This window comes from Pseudomonas capsici (genome assembly GCF_017165765.1).
GTDB lineage: Bacteria > Pseudomonadota > Gammaproteobacteria > Pseudomonadales > Pseudomonadaceae > Aquipseudomonas > Aquipseudomonas capsici.
Genome location: NZ_JAFGZD010000001.1, coordinates 582,224 through 607,117, shown reverse-complemented (window position 1 = coordinate 607,117; position 24,894 = coordinate 582,224). Strand labels below are relative to the sequence as shown.

At 58.2% G+C, this 24,894-nt stretch carries 17 protein-coding genes and 1 pseudogene; 6 read left to right on the top strand and 12 right to left on the bottom strand.

Annotated elements, in window-relative coordinates; genetic code table 11:
- Positions 1–122 precede the first annotated feature (122 nt).
- The 6 genes from JSY17_RS02550 to JSY17_RS02525 form a co-directional block, all read right to left on the bottom strand.
- A complete protein-coding gene (locus JSY17_RS02550) occupies positions 123–1,328 on the bottom strand; it encodes an amino acid deaminase (RefSeq protein ID WP_206401357.1) in 1,206 nt (401 codons plus the stop codon).
- A 93-nt stretch (positions 1,329–1,421) separates the two neighbouring features.
- Positions 1,422–1,772, bottom strand: a complete 351-nt coding sequence (locus JSY17_RS25570; RefSeq protein WP_117163375.1) for a 2-oxoacid ferredoxin oxidoreductase — start codon at positions 1,770–1,772, stop codon at positions 1,422–1,424.
- A gap of 54 nt (positions 1,773–1,826) precedes the next feature.
- Positions 1,827–2,252, bottom strand: coding sequence for a DUF3830 family protein (locus JSY17_RS02540; protein ID WP_117180713.1), 426 nt, complete (start codon positions 2,250–2,252; stop codon positions 1,827–1,829).
- Positions 2,253–2,294: 42 nt separating this feature from the next.
- Positions 2,295–2,918, bottom strand: coding sequence for a glutathione S-transferase family protein (locus JSY17_RS02535; protein ID WP_122372525.1), 624 nt, complete (start codon positions 2,916–2,918; stop codon positions 2,295–2,297).
- 85 nt (positions 2,919–3,003) lie between these two features.
- Complete coding sequence (locus tag JSY17_RS02530; protein ID WP_117163378.1) at positions 3,004–3,201, bottom strand: hypothetical protein; 198 nt, start codon at positions 3,199–3,201, stop codon at positions 3,004–3,006.
- Positions 3,202–3,512: 311 nt separating this feature from the next.
- A complete protein-coding gene (locus JSY17_RS02525; RefSeq protein WP_232849228.1) occupies positions 3,513–4,121 on the bottom strand; it encodes a flagellar biosynthesis protein in 609 nt (202 codons plus the stop codon).
- Positions 4,122–4,524: 403 nt separating this feature from the next.
- On the opposite strand from JSY17_RS02525, the gene JSY17_RS02520 reads away from it, so the two are divergent.
- A complete protein-coding gene (locus tag JSY17_RS02520) occupies positions 4,525–6,114 on the top strand; it encodes an ABC-F family ATPase (protein WP_117163379.1) in 1,590 nt (529 codons plus the stop codon).
- 57 nt (positions 6,115–6,171) lie between these two features.
- Here JSY17_RS02520 and JSY17_RS02515 read toward each other — a convergent pair whose 3' ends face one another.
- Positions 6,172–7,302: a lactonase family protein gene (locus JSY17_RS02515; RefSeq protein WP_117180715.1), complete on the bottom strand. Its 1,131-nt coding sequence runs from the start codon at positions 7,300–7,302 to the stop codon at positions 6,172–6,174.
- A 154-nt stretch (positions 7,303–7,456) separates the two neighbouring features.
- Between JSY17_RS02515 and JSY17_RS02510 the strand changes: the two genes are divergently transcribed.
- Positions 7,457–8,650 (top strand): MFS transporter, encoded by a 1,194-nt coding sequence (locus JSY17_RS02510; RefSeq protein WP_117180716.1) that lies wholly within the window; start codon positions 7,457–7,459, stop codon positions 8,648–8,650.
- A gap of 205 nt (positions 8,651–8,855) precedes the next feature.
- The gene (locus JSY17_RS02505) at positions 8,856–11,513 is read left to right on the top strand and encodes an autotransporter family protein (RefSeq protein WP_232849227.1); all 2,658 of its coding nucleotides are present in this window, start codon (positions 8,856–8,858) and stop codon (positions 11,511–11,513) included.
- Positions 11,514–11,582: 69 nt separating this feature from the next.
- Here JSY17_RS02505 and glgB read toward each other — a convergent pair whose 3' ends face one another.
- From glgB to JSY17_RS02490, 3 genes are read right to left on the bottom strand one after another with little or no spacing between them, the layout of a single operon-like run.
- The gene (gene glgB / locus JSY17_RS02500; RefSeq protein WP_122372532.1) at positions 11,583–13,817 is read right to left on the bottom strand and encodes a 1,4-alpha-glucan branching protein GlgB; all 2,235 of its coding nucleotides are present in this window, start codon (positions 13,815–13,817) and stop codon (positions 11,583–11,585) included.
- A complete protein-coding gene (treS, locus tag JSY17_RS02495; RefSeq protein WP_201014482.1) occupies positions 13,814–17,143 on the bottom strand; it encodes a maltose alpha-D-glucosyltransferase in 3,330 nt (1,109 codons plus the stop codon). Before treS ends, glgB begins: the two co-directional genes overlap by 4 nt.
- 17 nt (positions 17,144–17,160) lie before the next feature.
- Positions 17,161–19,191: an alpha-1,4-glucan--maltose-1-phosphate maltosyltransferase gene (locus tag JSY17_RS02490; protein ID WP_206401356.1), complete on the bottom strand. Its 2,031-nt coding sequence runs from the start codon at positions 19,189–19,191 to the stop codon at positions 17,161–17,163.
- Positions 19,192–19,618: 427 nt separating this feature from the next.
- Here JSY17_RS02490 and JSY17_RS02485 point away from each other — a divergent pair, with 427 nt between their 5' ends.
- The 3 genes from JSY17_RS02485 to mapR all read left to right on the top strand — a co-directional run bounded on the left by JSY17_RS02485 (position 19,619) and on the right by mapR (position 21,805).
- Positions 19,619–19,792 (top strand): hypothetical protein, encoded by a 174-nt coding sequence (locus tag JSY17_RS02485; protein WP_183134050.1) that lies wholly within the window; start codon positions 19,619–19,621, stop codon positions 19,790–19,792.
- 126 nt (positions 19,793–19,918) lie between these two features.
- Positions 19,919–20,152 carry a DUF3203 family protein gene (locus JSY17_RS02480; protein ID WP_206401355.1) on the top strand — a complete coding sequence of 78 codons (234 nt, stop codon included), beginning with the start codon at positions 19,919–19,921 and terminating at the stop codon, positions 20,150–20,152.
- 225 nt (positions 20,153–20,377) lie between these two features.
- Positions 20,378–21,805 carry a GntR family transcriptional regulator MpaR gene (mapR, locus tag JSY17_RS02475; RefSeq protein ID WP_117180723.1) on the top strand — a complete coding sequence of 476 codons (1,428 nt, stop codon included), beginning with the start codon at positions 20,378–20,380 and terminating at the stop codon, positions 21,803–21,805.
- A 3-nt stretch (positions 21,806–21,808) separates the two neighbouring features.
- Here mapR and JSY17_RS02470 read toward each other — a convergent pair whose 3' ends face one another.
- The gene (locus JSY17_RS02470; RefSeq protein ID WP_200978735.1) at positions 21,809–22,555 is read right to left on the bottom strand and encodes an SDR family oxidoreductase; all 747 of its coding nucleotides are present in this window, start codon (positions 22,553–22,555) and stop codon (positions 21,809–21,811) included.
- A 179-nt stretch (positions 22,556–22,734) separates the two neighbouring features.
- Positions 22,735–24,798: pseudogene (locus tag JSY17_RS02465) on the bottom strand (putative bifunctional diguanylate cyclase/phosphodiesterase); the annotation flags it as partial.
- Positions 24,799–24,894: the final 96 nt, after the last annotated feature.

The window sequence follows — 24,894 nt, the reverse complement described above, 5'->3', positions numbered from 1 at the left end:
AGGCTCCAGAGTGAGAATCGGTGGACGCCTATGGTCGCCGGATTCGCCCGCAAGCTCCAGTGAAATGCTTTCGTTTCAGTGCTTTAGGCGATCAACTGCATGTTGTGCAGTCGATCGCGCCATTAAAAATACGTATTGAAGCTTTCGATGACTTTCAGATCCTCATCGACCAGGCACCCGGAGCGCCACTTGTCGAAGGTCAGGCACGGATGGGAAGAGCCGAAGGAAATGATATCGCCGACTTTCAGCTCACAACCCGGCGCGATGGTCATGAACGCATGTTGATCCATCACTGCCGTAACCTTGCAGGCGCTGACATCATCGCCCTCGCGGGACAGATCACCGACCTTGTAACGCAACAACGGCGTGGGCAGACCTGCATCGTAGGCAATATCGCGCTTGCCCAGGGCGACCACTGCAAAACCCGGCTCAGGCAAGGATTGCACATGAGCCCAGACTTCCATGGCCGGGCGCAACCCTTCGCTCAGGTCGGCGCGGCGATCCAGCACGTTGCACTGCGCTGCTTTATAGATGCCATGGTCATGCACCAGATAGCAGCCAGGACGCAGAACACTGAGAAAACGCTGGCGCACAGCCTGAGCGTCGAAGGCTTCGGCAATCAGGTCATACCAGGCTGAGCCCGAGGCGGTCACGATGGGGCGATCGAGGGCAAAGGCTTGCCTGTCCTGCAACTCGACGGCCAGCCGCACCAGGGACGCGGCAAAGGCTCTGATCCCTTCGGTGGCCCTGTCACCATGGATCACGCCTTCATAGCCTTCGATCCCGGTCAATGCCAAGGCTGGCTGAGCGTCGATCGCCTCCACCAGCGCCAGCACTTCCTGCTCGGTGCGGCAACCGCAGCGCCCGCCGGGTACGCCGTATTCGATCATGACATTCAGCCGCAACCCGCGTGCGGCAAAGAATTCGCCCAATGCCGCTACGTTGTCAGGGTGATCGACCATGCAATGAAAATCGAACAACGGATCGGCCAGCATCTCGGCAATGATTGCCATGTTGGGCGCCCCCACCAACTGATTGGCCATCAATACGCGACGCACACCATGGGCAAAAGCAGCGCGGGTCTGCACCGCAGTGGCCAGGGTCATGCCCCAGGCACCCTCCTCCAATTGGCGACGAAACAAGGCTGGCACCATGCTGGTCTTGCCATGGGGCGCAAGCTCCGCACCGCTGTCAGTGACAAAGGCCTGCATCCAGCGAAGATTGTGCTCAAGCGCCCGATTGTGGATCACCAGAGCCGGCAGACTTACATCACGCAACAAGCTTTGGCCCGGCTCGGCAGCGCCCTTATCGATGACAGCGATAGGCATGGGGGTTTCCTGAGGGTATGAGAGACAAGCTGCAAGAAGCTGCAAGTTTCAAGCCGTAAGCCTCAAGCTTTTAGCTTTTAGCCTACCGCCCCCTCACAGACACGTAGCGATTGCCGCTGCCCTCAGCGCGGAGTGGCTGTCACCTGCTGGTGCATAGAACTCGATGTCGGTGCTCGGCCCCTTGCTGCGCACGTCCGCGAAGTATTTGGCCTCGGTGGTGAAGACCGTAAAGCCGCCGCCGGAGAGTTTGTGCAGGAACACGTCCGAGGACGTTCCGAACATCGCTTCGTTCTGCCAGGAAACCTGGATGCACTGAGCCACGGCCGCATCCTGCTTGTTGCTGGACAGGACCTTGGTCGGCCCGGCCGAACGGGCCGAGTCGGAGGGAGCCGCGCATCCGGCCAGCAGCAATGCGGTCGCGATGATAGAAACCGGAAATTTCATGACATGCCTTCGTCGAAAAAAGCCGATTCTAACACCGCAGCGCATTCTTCAGCCTCAGGCCAACTCGAAAACCACATCCTGAGCGCCTTCCCACAAGGTCTTGACGCCCAGTTTGCGCAGGTTTTCCTTGCCTTCGACGATGGTCAGGAAATGATTGCCCGCCAGTTGGCCCATCTTGCTGGCAAAACAGCAGGAGCCGTAGGCCAGGATGATTTCGGTTTCACTGTACCCGCCCGGATAGAACAGGATGTCGCCTACCGAAGGGTGACTGGTCGCATTCTCGAAGCCGATCGGCTTGTCATCGAGCATGAGTTGGTAATCATCCAGCGGCACCCAGCAACCCTCTCCGCTCCAGCGCACATGAATGAACTTCTGCCGGTAAGGCAGCAACTTCAAAAAGGCTTCAACGGTTTGCGGAGCATCGGGATTGGCCTCGGCCAGAAACTCATAGCCGCCAGCGGTTATTTTTATGATGGTCAAGACAGCGATTCCTGTTTACGAAGGGATTCTGTGGATATCAGGTTACGGAGTACCGTTTCTGCCATACAGCAAATAACCGGGACGCTCGCTCAGACGCTCGTAGTAAGCAGCGACGGCAGGAAAATCGGGATGCTCCAGCGGCGTTTCGAACCATCGGTTGACCGATAGACCAATCGGGATATCGGCAAGGGTAAACGACTTGCCGGCCACATAAGCGCCCGTCAGCTCAAGCTGGCGATCCAGTATCTGCATATGCCTGGACCAACTGGCGCATGAGGCCTTCAGCGAGTCAGGATCCTGGAATTCGGCCGAGCGCCTGACCAGCGACATGAACGCATAGGTCCAGGACTTGTTGAGGTCGGTGGCCTGCCAGTCTATCCACTGATCTATCCGGGCTCTGGCTCTGGGCTGTGACGGGTAGAAACCTTCGTCCGGGTGAGCGGCAGCCAGATAGCGAATGATGGTGTTGGACTCCCACAAGACAAAGTCGTCTTCCAGAATCACAGGCACCATGGCATTGGGGTTCAAGGACATGAACTCGGGCGTATCCGTTGCCCGAAAACCGCTCCCCCAGTCTTCCCGTTCAAAAGACCGCTCTGTTTCGGTGCATGCCCACAGTACTTTTCTTACATTGATTGACGATGCCTTGCCGAGTATTCGCAGCATTTCAGCCTCATTGCCTCATGACACAAGCCTGCGAACATATCAGTTGCCGCTTCGCCACGACACTGGGGAGTGGGGCCCGGGTGAATCAATGCTGAAAAAGATGCTCCTTGGCTGCCTTGATACGTCTTGCCCGCTCCTTTAGAAGGTTATCCGCCAGATCGGCTGCGGCCTCGACCGCCGGCTCTGCGGACTCACCCCTGGCAATCAATGCACTGAGCGCGGCAGAGGCATACAGATCCCATGCCTGGATATCGTCATTAAAGAGCGGTGGTTTGCTCGACATTGGACTACTCCTGAATGCAAGGAGCAGGAAGGGATATCTGGCTCCTAGTGGCAAAAAGCTTAGGCTGCACGATGGAATTCGCCATTGACAGAGATCAGAGTGGATTCGACTCCCGATAATCGGTACACGCTCTTTACAGATACAGGCTTAATGGGCCGATGCGGCTTGCGCGGCTTTTGTAAAAAACGGATCTGTTAGGCATAGCGATCTCCGGTCGTATGAAGGTTCGGCAATCCGGGAAGGCAGCTTACCTGTGGCTCGAACAATCGTCCCACACCACTCTTGCTGCCTCCCTATGACAGCAAAGATATCTAGAGCTGCTTTTTCGTCTCAAGGGTAATTGCCTGGAGGCCGGACTCAGTGATTTCTTTCCAGTCGGACTCGGTCGCAGCCTGCATGTTTTCGCTCTTGCGAGTGACCACATCCATATCCGGAGCACCTGCGGTTTCGATTCTAAGGTGGGATTTGTTGTTGACCGCAATCGATAGGAAGCCTGGGGAAAACCATGACCAGAACTCCACGATATGAACGTTTACAGCAGTGGCATCCTTGGCACTCTTGTCAGTCACGACCTCATAACCTGCACTCTTGTAGGCATCAGAGACGGCCTGGTTCACCAATTGGGACACCGTGCGCCCAGAGGGAAGCACTACATCGCCCATCGCCATTCCATAACCGTTACGCTTGCGGCCAACAGCACGCTCAGTAATGGATTTGTCGGCGATTTCATCGTCTTTCAGCGACGGGATATCAGCACTGCGCGGATTGATTTTGAAAACACGATCATCGATGGAACTGATCAGAACCTTCTTGCCGTTGGCTGGCGTCGTTTTCTGAGCGGTATCGAGGGGAGCAAACTTCACATCGACTTCCGAGCGCCCCATTGCACAGCCCGTCAGCAAACCCAGTGCAACTACCATTGCTGCTATCCGAAAACCCATCGCTACACCTACTCCTTTTCGCCGTCATTGGCCTGACCGAATATCGGTCGGGGAAATTCTAAGCGAAATCAGTCAGAAGCGATGCCAAAAAAAACCAAAATGCCATCATCAATTTTCCTCCGAAACTGCACTCATGTTGCAGCCGCAGCAAGATAGCCATGCATTCATTACCCGCCACCGTACAACTAGCATCCCACCTATGCGACAATGCGCGCCAAAGTCTGGCATGAACCCCGCATTCATATTCCGGCAACCCGCCCATGGCAGGCTGGTTGCTATCGACGTATGCCTCGCTGGAACCACTCAAGCTCCGACTGGAGCGAGCCGCCCTGCGGGGTACGGCTCACATCGGCATTTCCCAAGTTATTGATAGGTAAGGCAATTGATCTCCACCGCTAACATCACCATGCAATTCGGCCCCAAACCCTTGTTCGAGAATGTCTCGGTCAAGTTTGGTGCCGGTAACCGTTACGGCCTGATCGGCGCCAACGGCTGCGGCAAATCCACGTTCATGAAGATTCTGGGCGGTGACCTGGAGCCTTCGGGTGGGCAGGTGATGCTGGAGCCGAATGTTCGCCTGGGTAAATTGCGCCAGGATCAATTCGCCTACGAAGAATTCACCGTTCTGGACACCGTGATCATGGGTCACGAAGAGCTGTGGAAGGTCAAGGCCGAGCGCGACCGTATCTATTCGCTGCCGGAAATGACCGAAGAAGACGGCATGGCTGTTGCCGAATTGGAAACCGAATTCGCGGAAATGGACGGTTACACCGCCGAGTCCCGCGCTGGCGAGCTGTTGCTGGGCCTGGGTATCGGCATCGAGCAGCACAATGGTCCGATGAGCGAGGTTTCGCCGGGCTGGAAACTGCGTGTCCTGCTGGCTCAGGCGCTGTTTTCCGATCCTGAAGTGCTGTTGCTCGACGAACCGACCAACCACCTGGACATCAACACCATTCGCTGGCTGGAAAACATCCTGACTCAGCGTAACAGCCTGATGATCATCATCTCCCACGACCGTCACTTCCTGAACAGCGTGTGCACCCACATGGCTGACCTGGACTACGGCGAGTTGCGCCTGTTCCCGGGCAACTACGACGAGTACATGACCGCGGCGACCCAGTCCCGCGAGCAGTTGCTGGCCGACAACGCCAAGAAGAAAGCCCAGATTTCCGAGCTGCAATCGTTCGTCAGCCGTTTCTCGGCCAACGCCTCGAAAGCCAAGCAGGCCACTTCCCGCGCCAAGCAGATCGACAAGATCCAGCTGGCCGAAGTCAAACCATCCAGCCGTGTCAGCCCGTTCATCCGCTTCGAGCAGACCAAGAAGCTGCATCGCCAGGCCGTCACGGTCGAGCGCATGGCCAAGGGGTTCGATGGCACTACACTGTTCAAGGATTTCAGCTTCACGGTAGAAGCCGGCGAGCGCGTGGCGATCATCGGCCCGAACGGGATCGGCAAGACCACCCTGCTGCGTACCCTGGTCAACGACCTGACACCGGATGCCGGTTCGATCAAATGGACCGACTCGGCGGAAATCGGCTACTACGCCCAGGACCACGCCCACGACTTCGAAGACGACTGCACCCTGTTCGACTGGATGGGTCAGTGGACCCAGGGTGGCGAGCAGCTGGTGCGTGGCACACTGGGCCGCATGCTGTTCTCCAACGACGAGATCCTCAAGTCGGTCAAGGTCATTTCCGGTGGTGAGCAAGGCCGCATGCTGTTCGGCAAGCTGATCCTGCAAAAGCCGAACGTACTGGTGATGGACGAACCGACCAACCACCTGGATATGGAATCCATCGAAGCCCTGAACCTGGCGCTGGAAAACTACCCGGGCACGCTGATCTTCGTCAGCCACGACCGTGAGTTCGTATCCTCGCTGGCCACCCGCATCATCGAACTCAGCCCGAGCGGCGTGATCGACTTCAGCGGCACCTACGATGACTACCTGCGCAGCCAGGGTGTGGTGATCTAAAAACGCCTGTCGCGAATGAGTCCGCTCCTTGAAGCGGATTCATTCGCGAACACGGTCTTACGTACCAGACTGCTCCAGCATCTCGATCCACAGTGCACCTTTACCCGACGGTGCTTCGCCGACCCGCTTCAAGGCGCCCTCTGCGCCAATCGAATAACTGCCCACCACCTCGCTCTTCTCTCCCGTCACCAGCAACCAGTGCCCATCGGGTGAGACTGCGATATTGCGTGGCTGCTTCTCCTGGACCGGGTAGTTCTCAAGGTAGGTCAGCTTGCCGCTCGCAGGTTCTACCTTGAAGACCGATACGCTGCTGGACGTACGCTCGCTGATAAACAGCAGCTTGCCATCCGGCGCAATGCGGATATCGGCCGCCCAGATGCGCGGTGTCGGATCGTCCTTGAGGTCGTTGTTGCGCGCATCGCGCACTTCGCCATGAGCAAGCTTCAGACGTTCCGGGATACCGGCAGCCTGAGTCACCTGAGTCAGCGCACCGGTCTTGTCGTCAATCGAAAAGCCGGTCACGGTGCCGCTCATCTCTCCCACCACATACAGAAATTTGCCGTCCGGCGAGAAAGCCAGATGGCGTGGACCGGTCTTGTCTGCGACGGTCACGTAACCCGTTCCGATGGGGACAAGTGTGCCGTCCTTTTCCAGGCGGTATTGCAGGACGTGATCGACGCCCAGGTTACCGGCGTACACGAAGCGGTTGCTCGGGTCTGTGCGTACCGAGTGTGCATGCAGTCCGGTCTTGTAGGTCTGAATGTTGTCGCCCGGACGTTGCTGGGCATCGATGGGCTGGACACTCAACAAGTCGCCACCATAGGACGCCCCCAGCAGGAATCGACCACTGCGATCAGTGGACAGGTAAGCCAGGCTCTCGGCCAGCGGCCCTTGGGATATCTGCTTGAGATGCCCGGTTCCAGGATCGATGCCAAAGCCGATCACCTGATAAGGTTTGATGCGCAAGGCAGCGAACAGTGTCTTGCCATCCGGGGAAAGTGCCATGGGATTGACCTGATCGCCCGCCTTGGTCTGCTCGACCAGGCTCAGTGCTCCACTTTTCGCATCAAGCCGGTATTGGGAAATGAGCCCGTCCGCAGGACTGGAGATGTAAGCGAAAGTCGCTGCGTGAGCAGACAGACCGAACGAGCAGGAAACCGCAGCCGCCAACAGGAGATTTCTTTTCATGCCGCACCTTTTGTTATTGTGTTTGTGGTCAGTCATCCTATGACTAGTGATGAATAACAGCAATACACCCAATACGATTGTTAGCAAGCTTTCATTTATGCCGTTACCGGGCCATGATGACTGCATTCCATCCGCCTGCCAGCGAACGAGTCCGATGCCTGCCGCCTCAAGTCAAAAACCTTCAGCGCAGCCCAGTTCAATGACGATCACGCTGCAAATCGTTTCCATCGTTTTCTATACCTTCATCGCCTTTCTGTGCATCGGTCTGCCGATTGCAGTGCTCCCCGGTTATGTGCATGACCAGTTGGGTTTCAGCGCGGTGGTCGCCGGGCTGACTATCGGCTCGCAATACCTGGCCACCCTGCTCAGCCGCCCTTTTGCCGGCCGGGTCACGGACAATATGGGCAGCAAGCGCGCCATCGTTCTGGGTCTGTGCGGAATAGCCATCAGTGGCGTCATGACGCTGGCCGCCACGCTGCTGGAAAGCATCCCGTTAGCCAGTCTGTGGATTCTGATCCTTGCGCGCCTGTTTCTGGGCGTCTCTCAGGGCATGATCGGGGTCGGCACCATCAGTTGGTGTATTGGCAAGGTCGGCGCAGAACATACGGCACGCTCGATTTCCTGGAATGGCATCGCGTCCTATGGCGCCATTGCCATCGGTGCGCCACTTGGGGTGGTGGTGATTGATCACACAGGCTTCAACAGCCTGGGCATTGCCTTGATCCTCATGGCGGCACTGGCATTGGCGATGATCCGCAAGAAGCCGTCGGTGCCGGTGATTGCCGGCGAGCGCCTGCCCTACTGGTCGGTGTTCGGGCGCATAGCGCCCTATGGCCTGGGCCTGACACTTTCGTCCATCGGTTACGGCACCCTGACGACCTTTATCACCCTGTTCTATATCAGCCGTGGCTGGGAAGGTGCTGCCTGGTGTCTGAGCATGTTCGGCGTATGTTTCATTCTTGCCCGCCTGCTTTTCATCGGCGCCATCAACCGCCTGGGCGGCTTCAATGCCGCAATGCTGTGCATGGCGGTGGAAACCATCGGGCTGGTGATGCTCTGGCTTTCGCCCAATACCGGTTTTGCTCTGGCGGGTGCGGGCCTGACCGGCCTGGGGCTGTCGCTGGTATATCCGGCATTGGGCGTGGAGGCCATCAAGCAAGTCCCCACCACCAGTCGTGGCGCAGGCTTGAGCGCCTATGCAGTGTTCTTCGACCTGGCTCTGGCGATTGCCGGCCCGGTGATGGGCTTCATTGCTCTGGGTCAGGGCTATGGCTGGATTTTCTTTTATGCCGCGTTGCTGTCGATCATCGCCCTGGCGCTGACGTTCTGGTTATCACGTCGCCCCTGAACGAGCCTCTGAGCCTGCCTGCGTTCAAAACCCGCTCCCGCTTGTCGGTCAACTATTTGACGTCAATTAAAATCAGATCTTGACTTAGCTCTGTTAGCCATTGATCAGGCTGAAAAAACCCTTCATGGACGTCCCTTGCGTGGTGGACAGGCCAGTAACGGAACCATGAACAGCCTCCCTGACCACGTGTTCAGAGAGAGCTGTCATGAGAATCGACTACCCGTGTGTTCTGCGTTATCCCCTGCGAATCCTGCCTCTGGCTGTAATGACTTCCATCTCACCCTACGCCCATGGAGACTGCGATCTCATTGCAACCCTCGGCAATGATGTACAAGTCTGTGACAGTGGTAGCAGCGGCTCCCTGACCAGACCGGCTGGCAATAACACGCTGATCTTTCCAGCAGGAGGTACGGGTTCGATCAACGGCAGCGTCACCTATGGACCGGGAAGCGACAGGATCGAGATGAATTCCGGCAGTATCACCGGAAACTTCAATCAGGGAGCCGGGGCGGATCAGTTTCGCATCACCGCAGGAAACATTACGGGCGATGTCAATCAGGGTGCCGATCGCGATAACTTTTTCATGAGTGGCGGCACACTGCGTTCGCTGACTCAGGGCGACGGTCTGGACAATTTCGTGATGAACGGGGGCACGATCAGCAACGCCTTCGAGGATGGCGATCAAGCCAGAATGACCGGTGGCACCATTGGCCGCGTGGACATGAAGCTGGATGACAATACCTTCGACATGTCGGGCGGGACCATCGTCAATAATCTGGTAGCGGGCTTTGGCCGCGATACCATCATCCTGTCGGGCGGCAGTATCGGCGGGGTCGTCAGCATCAGTGGTGGCAATGATCGGGTAACCGTCAGTGGCGGAGAGATTCGCGGCGGGATACGCACCAGTTTTGGCAACGACAGCTTCACCTGGCTCAATGGCGGCTATATACGTGGCACTGTGTTGATGGAAGGCGATGACGATACTGCAATATTGAGCAATCTCAATGAAACCTACCTTGCCCCCAACCCCCAACTCAATGGCGGGCCGGGTACCGATCTACTGACCTTCGATACAACCACCTCCGCAAAACCCGAACGCTATACCAACTGGGAAACGGTCAATCTGAACAACGGTTCACGACTGGACCTGGCAGGCATTTTCACACTGGGAGACAACACCAGCGGAACCGGGGTCATGAATGTAGATGCCAGCAGCACCCTGACATCCGTATCGGGCAGTATTTCACCCTTTACCAGCAGCGGCCTGGTCACACTCAATAATGCCGGCACTCTGGATATGAGCAGTGGCAGTAACAGCACCACTGACACACTGACGGTCAATGGCAATTACGTGGGCAGCAATGGGCAACTGCTGCTGCAATCGGTGCTGGGCGGTGACAACTCGCCCAGTGACAAGCTGGTGGTTGCCCGGGGAGCGATAAGCGGTACGACTCAGATTGCAGTCAACAATCTGGGAGGCAGCGGTGCCTTGACCCTGCAGAACGGGATCGAGGTGGTACAGGCTGCCAATGGCGCAACCAGCGATAACTCGGCCTTCTCCCTGAAAAACTCATTGTCGGTCGGTGCCTATCAGTACTACCTGTTCAAGGGCGGTGCTACTGCAGGCTCGGAGAACAGCTGGTTTCTGCGCTCTTCGGTGGTTTCCGTACCTCTGACGGCCACTCCCGCGCCAGAAGAACCTGCCGCAGAGCCTCCCACTCCGACGCCACCTTCGCCACCCGCACCTCCTGCTCCGCCCACACCCATGCCACCTCCAACACCTCCTGTAGCCCCGGCACCGACGCCAGTACCCACACCACCAACCGTACAATCGGCCATCACACAGCCCGTTCCGGCCCCAGGCACCCCGCCGCTTCCCGAGCCGGTGCGTGGCGCTGCGCCGGTTCCCCTGTACCGCCTGGAAGTACCGAATTACGCAGTCGTGACGCCTGCGGTCACAACACTGGCACTGTCTTCCCTGGGCACCTTCCATGAGCGCCAGGGCGACCAAAACCTGCTGAACGAAACCGGCGCCTTTCCTGCCGGCTGGGCACGCCTGTTCGGCAATGACTTCAGGCAGGACTGGTCGGGTACCGTAGCCCCGAGCCTGGATGCATCGCTCAAGGGCTATCAGATCGGCCACGACCTGCTGGCGCTGCAAACCGAGGATGGACGCACCCAGCGGGTCGGCCTGTTCGTGGCTCACACGCGCCTGGACGGTCACGTCAAAGGCTTTGCCGAAGGCTTCAAGGATCGCCGTACCGGCAAGCTGAAAATCCAGGGCGACAGCCTGGGTCTCTACTGGACCCTGATCGATCCGAACGGCTGGTATGTAGATGCAGTAGCGATGGGTACTCGGTTAGATGGCTACACCCGCTCGCAACGGGGAATTCGCATGGACACGGAAGGTGATGCCCTGAGTCTTTCCGTCGAGGCCGGTTATCCCATTACGCTGAACCAGGACTGGGTCATCGAGCCTCAGGCACAAGTGATCCACCAGCGTATCGATCTCGATAGCCAGAACGATGGCATTTCACATGTCGCCTTCGACTCACAGCCTTACACCAGCGCACGTCTTGGCGGGCGACTTGAAGGGCGCTATCAGGTGCGCGGCATTCCATTCGAGCCGTTCTTGCAGGGCAACCTGTGGCACACCTTTGACGGTTCGGACACCCTGACCTTCGATTACAGCGACCGGATCAAGACTGAACACAAGTCCACCAGGGCGGATGTGGGAGTCGGGCTGACAGCCAGAGTGTCCCGTGAGATCAGTCTGTACCTCGGTGCCGATTACAGCAGCAATCTGGATGGCAATGACCTGGAAGGTCTGCGGGGGAATCTGGGGGTCAGAGTGAGCTGGTAGGCACCAGGGTTCCGGGGAAGACAGCCCAGCAAGCTGCCTCCCCCAAATGGACGCACCATTATCCGGGCCCTACTCCTCTGCTTTTTTAGGCTTGAGAATCAACACCGCCAACGGCGGCAGGCTCAATGACACGGAAGCCGGCATCCCGTGGCTCGGGCTGTCTTCGGTATGCACACCGCCGCCATTGCCCAGGTTAGAACCGGCGTAGGTTTCGGCATCACTGTTGAGCAGTTCGACCCAGGTTCCGGTAAAAGGCACGCCAATCCGGTAATTCTCACGAGGCACCGGCGTCATGTTGGCAACCACCAGCAGCGGCTCACCTTCCCTGCTCCAGCGCAACCAGGCAAACACACTGTTGGCCGCATCGTCACCGATCAGCCACTGGAAGCCCATGGGCTCGGCATCGCGCTCGTGCAGGGCCTTTTCCTGGCGGTACAGACGATTGAGGTCCGTTACCAGCTTTTTCACGCCGATATGCTCGGCATATTGCAGCAGGTACCAGTCCAGTTGCTCGTCGTGATTCCACTCGCGCCACTGACCGAATTCGCAGCCCATGAACAGCAGTTTCTTGCCCGGATGCGTCCACATGAACGTCAGGTAGGCACGCAAGTTGGCGAATTTCTGCCAGCGATCACCGGGCATCTTGTCGATCAGCGAGCGCTTGCCGTGAACCACTTCGTCGTGGGAAATCGGCAGGATAAAACGCTCCGACCAGGCGTAAACCAGACCGAAACTCAGTTCGTTATGGTGATGGGCGCGGTGGACCGGATCCTGCTGCATGTAATGCAAGGAGTCATGCATCCAGCCCATGTTCCACTTGTAGGAGAAGCCCAGTCCGCCTTGTTGGGTATTCTGGGTCACCCCCGGCCAGGCCGTGGACTCCTCGGCAATCACCATGGTGCCCGGCGCCTCGATAGCGACCACATCATTGAGGTGTCGCAGGAAATCGATGGCTTCGAGGTTTTCACGACCACCAAAGCGATTCGGCACCCACTCGCCAGCCTTGCGCGAGTAGTCGCGATACAGCATCGACGCCACGGCATCCACCCTCAGGCCGTCGATATGGAAGTGCTTGAGCCAGTGCAGCGCCGAAGCCAGCATGAAGCCATGCACCTCGGTACGGCCAAGGTTGTAGATCAGGGTGTCCCAATCCTGGTGAAAGCCTTCCTGAGGATTGCCATATTCATACAACGCCGTTCCGTCAAACTGGGCCAGGCCATGGGTATCGGTCGGGAAATGCGCCGGTACCCAGTCCAGAATCACGCCGATTTCGGCCTGATGGCAGGCGTTGACAAAGAATGCGAAGTCCTCGGGCGAGCCATAACGCGCCGTAGGAGCGAATTGTGCCAGCAGTTGATATCCCCACGAGCCGCCGAAAGGATGCTCCATGATCGGCATCAGCTCGATATGAGTGAACCCCAGCTCCTTGACGTAAGGGATCAGCCTGTCGGCCAGTTCGCGCCAGTTGTACTGACGCCATTGGCTGCCGTCCTCGTTCTGCTCCATCTGCCAGGATCCGGCATGCAGCTCATAGATCGACAGTGGCGCCGCATGGGTGTGACGATCACCACGGGACTGCAGCCAGTCGTGGTCCTGCCAGTCGAACTGCAGGGGCCTGGCGACCTTTGATGCCGTATCGGGCGGCAAAGTGGTCGCCAGCGCCACCGGGTCGCATTTGAGGGGGAGAATGCCTTGGCTGCCCAGAATCTCGTACTTGTAGATCTCGCCGGCCTGCAACCGAGGCACGAAGATTTCCCAGACTCCGGATGGATGACGAAGCCGCATCGGATGCCGACGCCCGTCCCAGTTGTTGAAGCTGCCTACCACCGAAACCCGGCGGGCATTGGGTGCCCAGACCGCAAACCGCACGCCATCGATGCCCCCGACATTGGTGAGCTGTGCCCCCAGGCAACTGCTCAGGTCGCGATGATTGCCTTCGGCAAACAGGTACAGGTCCATTTCACCCAGCAGCGGACCGAAGCTGTAGGGATCTTCAGTAACCTGCTCACCGCCTGCCCAGTTTATTTTCAACAGATAGGGCTGCATCTGTTCGAAATGCCCGACGAAGAAACCCGGCACGTCACTCATTGTCAGTTCGCCCAGATCCCGGCCATCGTCCTGGGCAAGCACCCGGACACTCAGAGCACCCGGCAGATAGGCGCGAATGAACTGCCCGTGCGAGCCATCTCCATGCGGCCCCAGAATGGAAAAGGGATCTCTGTGCTCTGCACGGATCAACGCATCCATATCGACGGCTGCGGGCATTGGTTGGCGGCCCGTGCCGATTTTGTCAGGCAAATTCATTTGGTCTCTCCATCGGATAATTCCAGCAACCCACGCAAGCCTTGCAAAGGCACGGCCAACCAACTCGGACGATTCTCGGCTTCGTAGATCACTTCATAAGCAGCTTTTTCCAGGGTGAACAACTCCAGCGCGGCGCTCTCCCCTGTCTTGTCTTTCCATTCATGGGCCAGACCGGCGGTTGCCTTGCGATAACCGTCCAGAAAAGACTCGCGAGCCTGAACCAGATAGGTTTCTGCCACAGACTGCCGGGCCACGCCAGCCTCTTCGGAAGTGTCCACGCTCTGTGCGCTGCGCACGGCCATGGCGGCAGCGTAGTCGAAAGAGCGCAAGACACCGCTGACGTCCTTGAACGGACTGTGCTTGGCGCGCCGCTCTGACAGGCTACGGGCAGGTTCACCCTCGAAGTCGATCAGATAGGCATCGCCCTTGACCACCAGCACCTGGCCCAGATGCAGGTCACCGTGGACACGCATGCGCAAACCGCCCACCGAGCGCCCGGCCAGATCCTGTACATGACTCAGGATCGATTTGCGCCGGGCAATCAGATCGTCGACCAGTTGCCGATCATCCGGCTCCAGAGAGTCCTTGCGTTGATCGAGCAACTGCAGAGCACGATCCAGCTGTGCGCCTATGCTCTTCGCCGACGCCTCGGCGTCCTTGACGCTGGTGACTTGCACCGCGAAATCCGGGTTATCGGTGGGAGCTGCCAGAACCTGGTGCATTTCCCCCAGCCGTTGCCCCAGATAGCGGGAGAAATCCGCCAGCTCCAGCAAGGCGTTGTAATGCTGCTCCTGCTCGGACACGCCATGAGCCAGGGCATCGCGCACCGCACGCTCAAGATTGTTCTGGGTCCATTCCCAGGCATCGCCCTGATTGCTCAGGTAGCCTTGGGCAATCATCAGCAGGTGCGGCTGCCCGTCATTGCCGATCCTCGTCACGGCCCCCAGCAGAGGCGAAATGTTCCGGTAACCGGCATTGGTCAGGTAAGCCCCCATTTCCAGCTCAGGGTGAGTACCGGCACTGACCTTGCGGATCATCTTGAGTACCAGACTGCTGCCCACTACCACCGAGCTGTTGGACTGCTCGGCGGAGAGGTAGCGCACCTCAGACGCATCGCCGAGCCCCAGTGGCGCCAGCTGCGAGGTATGCTCGAAGCGCAACTCGCCTTCGCTGCTGGGCAGTACGGTCTGATCCTGCATGCCCTGAATCACCGCCCGGATAAAGGTTTCCAGCGTGAAGGCATCGGTAATCAGACCCACCTGTCGACCGCGTCGTACACGGGCCAGTGCCAGTTGCTGAGGCAAGGCACTGCTGATGTCGTCTTCGGCCAGCAGCCCGAAAGGCAATTGATAACGCTCGGGCTGGCCACCGGCCGTAACCTCGATCTCACTGAGCAGGACCGGGTGCGCCGGGTCGCCAAAGCGCACGGCATAGGCGATGTGAACATCGTCGATGGCCTTGTCCTTGCCCGCAAACCAGCGGCGCTTGGGCAGATAGACTGCCAGGGATGTGTTTTCCATCGTGCCGCGCAACGGCTCGTCGAGCAGTTCCTCAAGACGCTTCTTGAGTACCAGCGTGGGGAAGTCCGGCATGCTTTGCGCAGGTTCCACGTGCCAACTGGGCATTTGATTCTCCGGGGCGAGAAGAAACCAGTAAAAACCATAAGGTGGCAGCGTCAGCAGATAACTCAGTTGTCCGATCGGCGGGAAGGCACTGCCGCCGAGCATTTCCACCGGAACGGTGCCCGCATGGGCCGACAGCTCCAGTTCGGCCGCCTGGGCGGCACTGGATACGTTGGCTACGCACAAAATGATCTCGTTGTGTCCATCCGACCCCGTGTATTCGCGAATGTAGGCCAGGATGCGACGATTGGACGGCGACAGCATTTTCAGGGTGCCGCGCCCGAAGGCCTTCTGCTGCTTGCGTACGGCCAGCATGCGGCGATTCCAGTTCAGCAGCGAGTGCGGGTCTTTATCCTGGCTTTCGACGTTGACCGACTGATAGCCGTACAACGGATCCATGAGCGGCGGCAACACCAGACTGGCCGGATCGGCCCGCGAGAAACCGCCATTGCGGTCGATGGACCACTGCATCGGCGTGCGTACCCCGTCACGATCCCCCAGATAGATGTTGTCGCCCATGCCGATCTCATCACCGTAATACAGCGTCGGTGTACCCGGCATGGACAGCAGCATGCTGTTGAGCAGTTCGACCCGACGCCGGTCACGCTCCACCAGCGGAGCCAGACGCCGACGGATACCCAGGTTGATACGGGCGCGCTTGTCGGCCGCGTAGTAATTCCACAGGTAGTCCCGCTCGCGGTCGGTAACCATTTCCAGGGTCAATTCATCGTGATTGCGCAGAAAGATCGCCCACTGGCAGTTGGCCGGAATTTCCGGTGTCTGGCGCAGAATGTCAGTGATCGGAAAACGATCCTCCTGGGCCAGCGCCATATACATGCGTGGCATCAGCGGAAAGTGAAACGCCATATGGCATTCATCGCCATCCGGGCCATGGGTGTCACCGAAATACAGTTGCGTATCTTCCGGCCATTGATTGGCCTCGGCCAGCAGCATGCGATCCGGATAGTGGGCATCGATCTCGGCGCGGATACGTTTGAGAACCTGATGCGTCTCGGGCAGGTTTTCGTTATTGGTGCCGTCCCGCTCGATCAGATAAGGAATGGCATCCAGCCGCAGGCCGTCGACGCCCAGATCCAGCCAGAAACGCATCACGTCCAGTACCGCTTCCATGACCTGGGGATTGTCGAAGTTCAGATCCGGCTGGTGGGAGTAGAAACGATGCCAGAAGTACTGACCGGCCACCGGGTCCCAGGTCCAGTTGGATTTTTCCGTATCCAGGAAGATGATCCGCGTGCCTTCGTACTTCTGATCCGTGTCGGACCATACATAAAAGTCGCGGGCCTTGGAGCCGGGCTTCGAATGCCGCGCCTTCTGGAACCACGGGTGCTGGTCCGAGGTGTGATTGATGACCAGTTCGCTGATGACCCGCAAGCCGCGCTTGTGGGCCTGAGCGATAAACCTCCTGGCATCGGCCATGGTCCCGTAATCGCTGTGCACATCGCGATATTCGGAAATGTCGTAGCCATCGTCACGCCGTGGCGAGGGATAGAACGGCAGCAGCCAGATGGTATTGACCCCCAGCTCGGCAATGTAATCGAGCTTGTCGATCAGGCCGGCAAAGTCCCCGATGCCATCATTGTTGGAATCGAAGAACGACTTGACGTGAACCTGATAGATCACCGCGTCCTTGTACCAGAGCGGGTCATTGATGAATGTGGCGTTAGTAGCTTTCTTCTTCGCCATTACGGGCTCCTGCCTGTTCAATTCGCGGCCTGGATACGCCAGATACCAAATGGCTGATACGAAGGGTCGATCCGCATCCACTGAATCTTGCCGTACCAGGTCCAGCGATGCCCGGTCATCAGGTCTTCGCCCGAGGTTGCAGCATCGTCGGGCAGTCCCATGTCCCAGAGCGGCAACTCGAAATGCGCCTCCTGGGCATTGAACGGATCGAGGCTGACGGCGACCAGAATGAAGTTGCTGCCATCGTCCGAGCGCTTGCCGAAATACAGAATGTTGTCGTTCCAGGCTGCATACAGCTTCAGGCCCAGATGCGTCTGCAACGCCGGATTCTGCCTGCGAATGCGATTGAGCTGAGCGATCTCGGCAATGATATTGCCCGGTGCCGTGAAGTCCCGGACCCGGATCTCATATTTCTCGGAGTCCAGATATTCTTCCTTGCCGGGAATGGGAGCCGACTCGCACAGCTCGAACCCTGAATACATACCCCAAAGGCCCGAACCCATGGTCGCCAGCGCAGCACGGATCAGAAAACCCGCACGCCCCGACTCATGAAGGAAATACGGGTTGATGTCCGGCGTATTGACGAAGAAGTTGGGTCGGTAGCAATGGCGCAAAGGTGCCTGATTGAGCTGGGTAAAGTACTCGGACAGTTCGGCCTTGGTATTGCGCCAGGTGAAATAGGTATAGCTCTGGGAGTAACCGACCTTGCCCAGCCGCGCCATCATCGCGGGCTTGGTAAAGGCCTCGGCCAGAAACATCACATCGGGATGCTGACGGCGAATGTCATCGATCATCCACTGCCAGAACGGCAGGGGCTTGGTGTGGGGGTTATCGACCCGAAAGATCTTCACGCCCTCCTCGACCCAGCCCAGCACAATGTCCCGCAATTCCAGCCACAGGCTGGGAATCGCATCGGCTGCGTAGAAGTCGACGTTGACGATGTCCTGATATTTCTTCGGCGGGTTTTCCGCATAGCGGATAGTGCCGTCCGGGCGCCAGGAGAACCAGCCCGGATGCTGCTTGAGCCAAGGGTGATCCTGGGAGCACTGAATGGCGAAATCCAGAGCGATTTCCAGACCGTGCTCTGCGGCTGCGGCCACCAGATTCCGGAAATCCTCAAGGGTACCCAGTTGCGGGTGAATCGCCTCGTGCCCGCCGTCTTCACTGCCAATGGCATAAGGGCTGCCGGGATCGTCCGGACCTGCGGTCAGCGAGTTGTTGGGGCCTTTGCGATGGGCGCGGCCAATGGGGTGGATTGGCGGGAAATACAGTACATCGAAACCCATGTCCCGAATCATCGGCAGACGCGAGTGCACATCATTGAAAGTGCCATGCCGCGCGGGGTCATCGGTGATCGAACGGGGAAACAGCTCATACCAGCTGGCGAACTGCGCCAGCTGCCGCTCCACATCCAGCGGGAATTCGATGCTGCGACTCAGAAATGCGCGGTTATCTGCCTGGACCATCAAGGCCGAGGTTTCACTGTGCAAGAGCAATGCGACCCGAGCATCGGAGTCGATCTGGCCAAGACGTTCGAGAACGCTTTCGATCTGCTGACGCAACGCTCCCTGACTGCGCTCGGCCGCATGCAACAGATGCAGGCGCCCTTCCTCCAGCTCCAGCCCGATCGGCACTCCGGCTGCGAACTTTTTCTCCAGTTCGTAGCGATAGCTGGCGTACTGATCGATCCAGGCTTCCAGACGAAACACATAACGGTCGACAGATGTCGGGGTGAATTCACCGATCCAACTGTCATTACCCAGATCGCGCATCGGGGCATCCTGCCAATTCTCTTCACCATCGGCACGCCAACAGACACGCACCGCCAGCTTGTCATGCCCGTCGGCAAACACCTTGCTGGTCACCGTGACCTTCTGCCCGGCAATGCCCTTCACGGCAAACAACCCGCCATCGATTACCGGCATGGTGTCTTCGATCACTATGCGCGGTAATTGCAGGGCTTGGGTCAGGGTCAAGGGACGGGTTGGGTGTGGAACATCAGAGGCCAGAGAATCCGGGCCGTATGGCTGATCAGCAGTCACATTCATCGAGCATCACTCCTCACGCCCCTGGGACGCTCCTGTGCAATCCATGCAGAAAAAGGTTTTGTATCGATGCGGTGCGGACAGGAAAGACAGTCCTGATTCGTCTGAATCTGCCGCATGGTTTTCCGAGCCGCCTGCACAGGCAAAGTTCAAAAAGTTTGAGAGCGAGCCTCAGCGTAGACGAATCTGTCAGCTCAGGGTCGGGCCATTCCACAGCGCAAAACATGTGAGTAACCACGGGGAGAAACATCCGGATGACCGTTTGTCGGCTTTTTGAGAGAGGCCTTTCAAGAACACAGAGTTGGATCGGTGGGAAACAGCGTGGAGATGGATGAGTCTGGTCATCTCAAAACAAAACAGTCTGAATTCGAAATCACCCTCGGCTGTCAAACAGCACGACCACCCATTATCTGGTACCGAGGTGAACATCATGAATATCCCCATTCCTGCCGAAACACCGGACCCGAATATCGATAACCCCACCTTGCCCGTACCTCCGCCCGCCGAAGAGCCGCCACCGACCATGCCACCGGTGATTCAGCCACCGGCCGGCGATCCACCGGCACAAGAACCTCCGGTCGTTCTGGATGATCTGCCGCAATGAGCAGGACCTGGAGCGTGTGAGCCGTTATAAACGGCTTGCATGCTTCTTGCCGCGAACCCTGACCCTGATCAATGCCCAGAGCCTGAATGTCTGAGAGTTTTGCCGCACACCTCAAGGAGCTGTGCCATGACACTGGAATTCGATAACACCAACCAATCCTGCTCCGTGACCTTTCACGACACGATCCTGCGCAGTGCTGTGGTGGATGTGATCATCACCACCAACGATGAAACCCATATGTCCGAAGCCCTGATAGATGGCCAGAACGTCCCGATTACCGAGTCGGATGCCGATGCGCTGACTGTGCAAGGTGCGCAGGACAGGCGGCATCACACGGTTAACAGGGGTGGGCCGATTTAGCACTCACTGGCCTCTTCGCGACTGAGGTCGCGAACAGATTTGCAGGCGGCAGCTTGCTGGCGAATAAGGATAAAAGCCGGCAGATATTCTGCGTCTGTATGCTGAAGTCGCCAGCAAGCTGCCTCCCACAAATTGATATCTGATCCGTATTTTCCAGACCAAGCTGTGTCTGTTCTGAAAACAGTCTCGCCTCTATAGTCGGGCTATCTGATCAGTGGTGATGCCATGAAGCGTTATGAGAAGTATGCCGACGATGTAGCCGAGTTGATTCGCAGTGGCGTGTTGGCGCCGGATCAGCGTGTGCCCTCCGTACGTTATGCCAGCCAGACCCATGGCATCAGCCCTTCTACCGTGTTCCAGGCCTATTACCTGCTGGAGCGGCGCGGGCTGATTCGGGCACGGGCGCGGTCGGGGTATTTCGTCAACAGCATTGTCGGCAATGCTCCCAGACCGTTCAGTGAGCCGCAGGCCAGCACTCAGGTCAACGAATCCACCGAAGTGGATGTCAGTGAGCTGGTGTTTTCAGTGCTGGACTCCATCAAAGACCCCAATACAGTGCCCTTTGGCTCGGCATTCCCCAGTCCGATGCTGTTTCCGCTGCCGCGTCTTTCCCGCTCACTGGCCACAGCCAGCCGTGAGATGGACCCGCGCATGGTGGTCACTGACATGTCGCCGGGCAATCCACAGTTGCGGCGCCAGATTGCCTTGCGCTATATGGTCAACGGCCTGGTACTGCCCGTGGAAGAGTTGCTGATTACCAATGGTGCGCTGGAAGCCCTGAATCTGTGCCTGCAAGCCGTCACCGAGCCCGGTGATCTGGTGGCCATCGAAGCGCCGGCGTTCTACGCCTGCCTGCAAGTACTGGAACGCCTGAAGCTCAAGGCCGTGGAGATACCGACGCATCCACGTGACGGTATCGATCTGGGCGTATTGAAACAGGCCCTTGAGCGCCACCCGATCAAAGCCTGCTGGTGCATGACCACCTTCCAGAACCCCACCGGTGCATTGGTCCCCGAAGCGCGCAAGCGTGAGCTGGTGGAGTTGCTGCGCGAGCATCAGGTGCCATTGATCGAGGATGATGCCTACGCCGAACTCTACTACGGTCCTCAGGCTCCGAAACCGGCCAAGGCTTTCGATACCGACGGCCTGGTGATGCACTGCGGCTCGTTTTCCAAAAGCCTGGCACCGGGTTACCGGATCGGCTGGGTGGCAGCAGGCCGTTATGCGCAGAAGATCGAACGCCTGAAGCTGATGACCTCCCTTTGCGCTTCGATGCCTGCCCAGGCTGCCATTGCGGACTATCTGCAGCACGGCGGCTATGACCGGCATCTGCGCAAACTGCGCTATGCACTGGAAGACCAGCAGCGGGCGATGCTGGGAGCCATCGGTCGGTACTTTCCGGCGCAGACTCGCGTCAGCCAGCCCGTGGGCGGTTATTTTCTGTGGGTCGAGCTGCCGGAACCGCTCGATTCATTGAAAGTCTTCCAGGTGGCGCTGGCACAAGGGATCAGTATTGCGCCGGGGCCGATCTTTTCCCCGACCCGACGCTTCGGCAACTGTATTCGCCTGAACTACGGCAGCCCCTGGACCACGGCCTGCGAGAAGGCCATGGAAACCCTGGGACGGATCATTCGTTCGCTGCTGGACAACTGAGCTTCAGCGCCCGCCCGCCGCATCGATGAACGTGCCGGTCACGTATGAAGCATGATCCGACAGCAGCCAGATAATCGTCTCGGCCACCTCTTCGGCTTTACCGCCCCGGCACATGGGGATGTCACCCTCGAGCTTGCTGACCCGAAACGGATCGCCGCTCAGGGCATGAAAATCGGTGAAGATGAACCCCGGCCTTACCGCATTGACCCGAATCCCCTCGCCCGCCACCTCCTTGGACAAGCCGGTGGTGAAGGTATCCAGTGCGCCCTTGGAAGCGGCGTAATCGATATATTCCCCCGGCGCGCCCAGGCGAGCGGCAGCCGAGGTCACGTTGACGATGCAGCCGCCGTTGCCGCCATGACGCGGCGACATGCGCAACAAGGCGTGTTTGCTGCACAGCATCGGACCGACCACATTGGTCATCATGATCTTGAGCATGCGGAATTCGGACATGTCGTCCAGTCGCGAGGTATGGGCAATGGTTCCGGCGTTATTGACCAGATGAGTGACAGGTCCCAGTTCCGAATCGATACGTGCGTAGAGACGGATGATTTCGTCCTCGTTGCTGACATCAGCCTGCACTGCAATGGCCTGCGCGCCCAATTCCCGGACCCGGGTGCATATCTTCTCGGCAGAAGTATGGTCGGACAGGTAGTTGATGCAGATTCGATAACCTTGTGAAGCAGCCAGAAGCGCCGTGGCAGCACCGATCCCGCGGGAGCCGCCGGTAATGAGGAGGACTTTATCCATGAATGTCTCTCGTACGTTTTTCAGGGCCAAGGATCGCTACAGGGATCCGTTGCTCATACAGAGCCTAGCGGACCCACAGCGCCCGCATGCAGAATCGATCCTGCCAGCGTTTTGCCATGAACGCCATCCTGATCCTGCATTTCGACCATTGCACCGCTCCCCCTTGGCGATGAGTGCCCCTCAAGTGACTGAATATGACTCATGAATTGTTGCGCAGGCAGCGGATGCCCCAGCAGGTAACCCTGCAAGGCATCACAACCCAGTCTGGTGAGAAAGTTCTGCTGAACGCTGTTTTCGACGCCTTCGGCAACAATGCGCAACTCCAGAGCCTGACCAACGGCTACGATGGCCGAGACGATGGCAGCATCATCGCGGTCATGGTCAAGATCGCGCACGAAGCCACGGTCGATCTTGATTTCATTGGCCGGCAGGCGCTTGAGGTACATCAGGCTTGAGTAACCGGTACCAAAGTCGTCAATGGAAATATCGACGCCCATGGCTGACAGCTTCTGCAAGACCTGCATGGTGACCTCGGCATTGCTCATGGCCGTGGTTTCGGTGATTTCCAGGGTCAGACAATTGGGCGCAAGCCGATGCCGGGACAAGGTATTGGCAACCGTCGTGACCAGCCCCGCATGACAGAATTGCAAGGCCGACAGGTTCACCGCAATACGCCAATGGGTATAACCCTGGGCATACCACTCGCTCATCTGGCGGCAGGCCTCATCAAGCACCCACTCGCCAATCGGAATGATCAGACCGGTCTTTTCCGCCAGCTCGATAAACGTGTCCGGCCCAAGCATGCCCTGCTCCGGGTGATTCCAGCGCAGCAAGGCTTCAGCCCCCACCGGTGCATTGGTAATCGCATCGAACTTGGGCTGATAGTGCAGACAGAAATGCTTGTGCCTGATGGCTGTGCGCAAGTCTTGCAGGACCTGCATCTGATTGCGGGCATTGGCATTCATCGACGCCTCGAAGAAGCTGTAACCGTTCTTGCCAGCCGCCTTGGCGTGGTACATCGCAGCGTCGGCATTCATCAGCAACTCATGCAGGGTGTGACCATTGCCCGGATACATACAGATCCCGATGCTGACCGAAACCTGCAGAGTGTGCTCGGCAATATCGAATGGCTGGGCAATCACATTCACCTGACGGGAAGCGACGGCCACTGCATCTTCGACATCCTGCAACTCCATCAGCAGCACGAACTCATCGCCACCGATACGCGCCAGAGTGTCATGACGGTGCAGGTTTTCCCGCAGACGCAATGCGACCTGTCGCAATAGCTGATCGCCGACATGATGACCAAACGCATCGTTGACCGGTTTGAAACCATCCAGATCCATGAACATCAGCGCAAAACAGCCGCCATTGTCATTAGCCTTCTTCATGGCCTGCTCGATACGATCCGCAAGCAGCACACGGTTCGGCAGGCTGGTCAGACTGTCATGCAGAGCCAGGTGGGTCAGTTCGCGGTTGGCTTCCATCAGCGAATTGGCCAGCACGGCGGTGCGGGCTTCCAGGCGGGCGTCGAGGATAGAGGTCAGGAGCACGATAGTCAGCACCGCCAGGCTGGTTACAAGCACCAGTTTGTCCAGGCCGTCGGTTCTGAGGCCGTTACCCAGCGCACCGCAGAAACTGCCTTCGGGAAAGCTGGCCGCCGCCATGCCCGTATAGTGCATGCCTACAATGGCAATACCCATGACCACCGAAGCTCCGGCACGAACCAGAAACACATTGGAGGTCCGCAGGCGCAAACGGAAGGCAATCCAGATGCCAGCCGCCGAGGCCCCCACGGCAATCAGCACCGACAGAATAAACAGAAAGGGGTCGTACTCGATGCCGGGTTGCATGCGCATCGCAGCCATGCCGATGTAATGCATGGCGCTGATGCCACCGCCCATGAACAAGGCACCAAGCGCCAGATGCGAAACAGGTAATTGCGGTTGACTGACCAGCCACAGGGCAATCCCGGCAGACAGCATGGCAATCAGCAGTGACCACAGGCTCAACGGGATATCGAAACCCGTATCGATGGGCAACTGGAAGGCCAGCATCCCGATAAAGTGCATGGAACAGATGCCGATGCCCATGGCAAAGGCCCCGCCGCCCATCCATATGTAGACGGCACGGCCCTTGGCCGAAGCGATGCGGCCTGCCAGATCGAGAGCGGTATACGAAGCAAGAATCGCGACGAATATGGAGATGAGGACCAGTGCGGGCGTGTAATGACCAGTCAACATGAGCGCTCCTGTGACATGGTTCCGGTTTACGCATCCATGCCGTACAGTTGCTGGCAATTCTACGCAAAAGCAGGAAAATGTCGCGTCAGGCGCCCA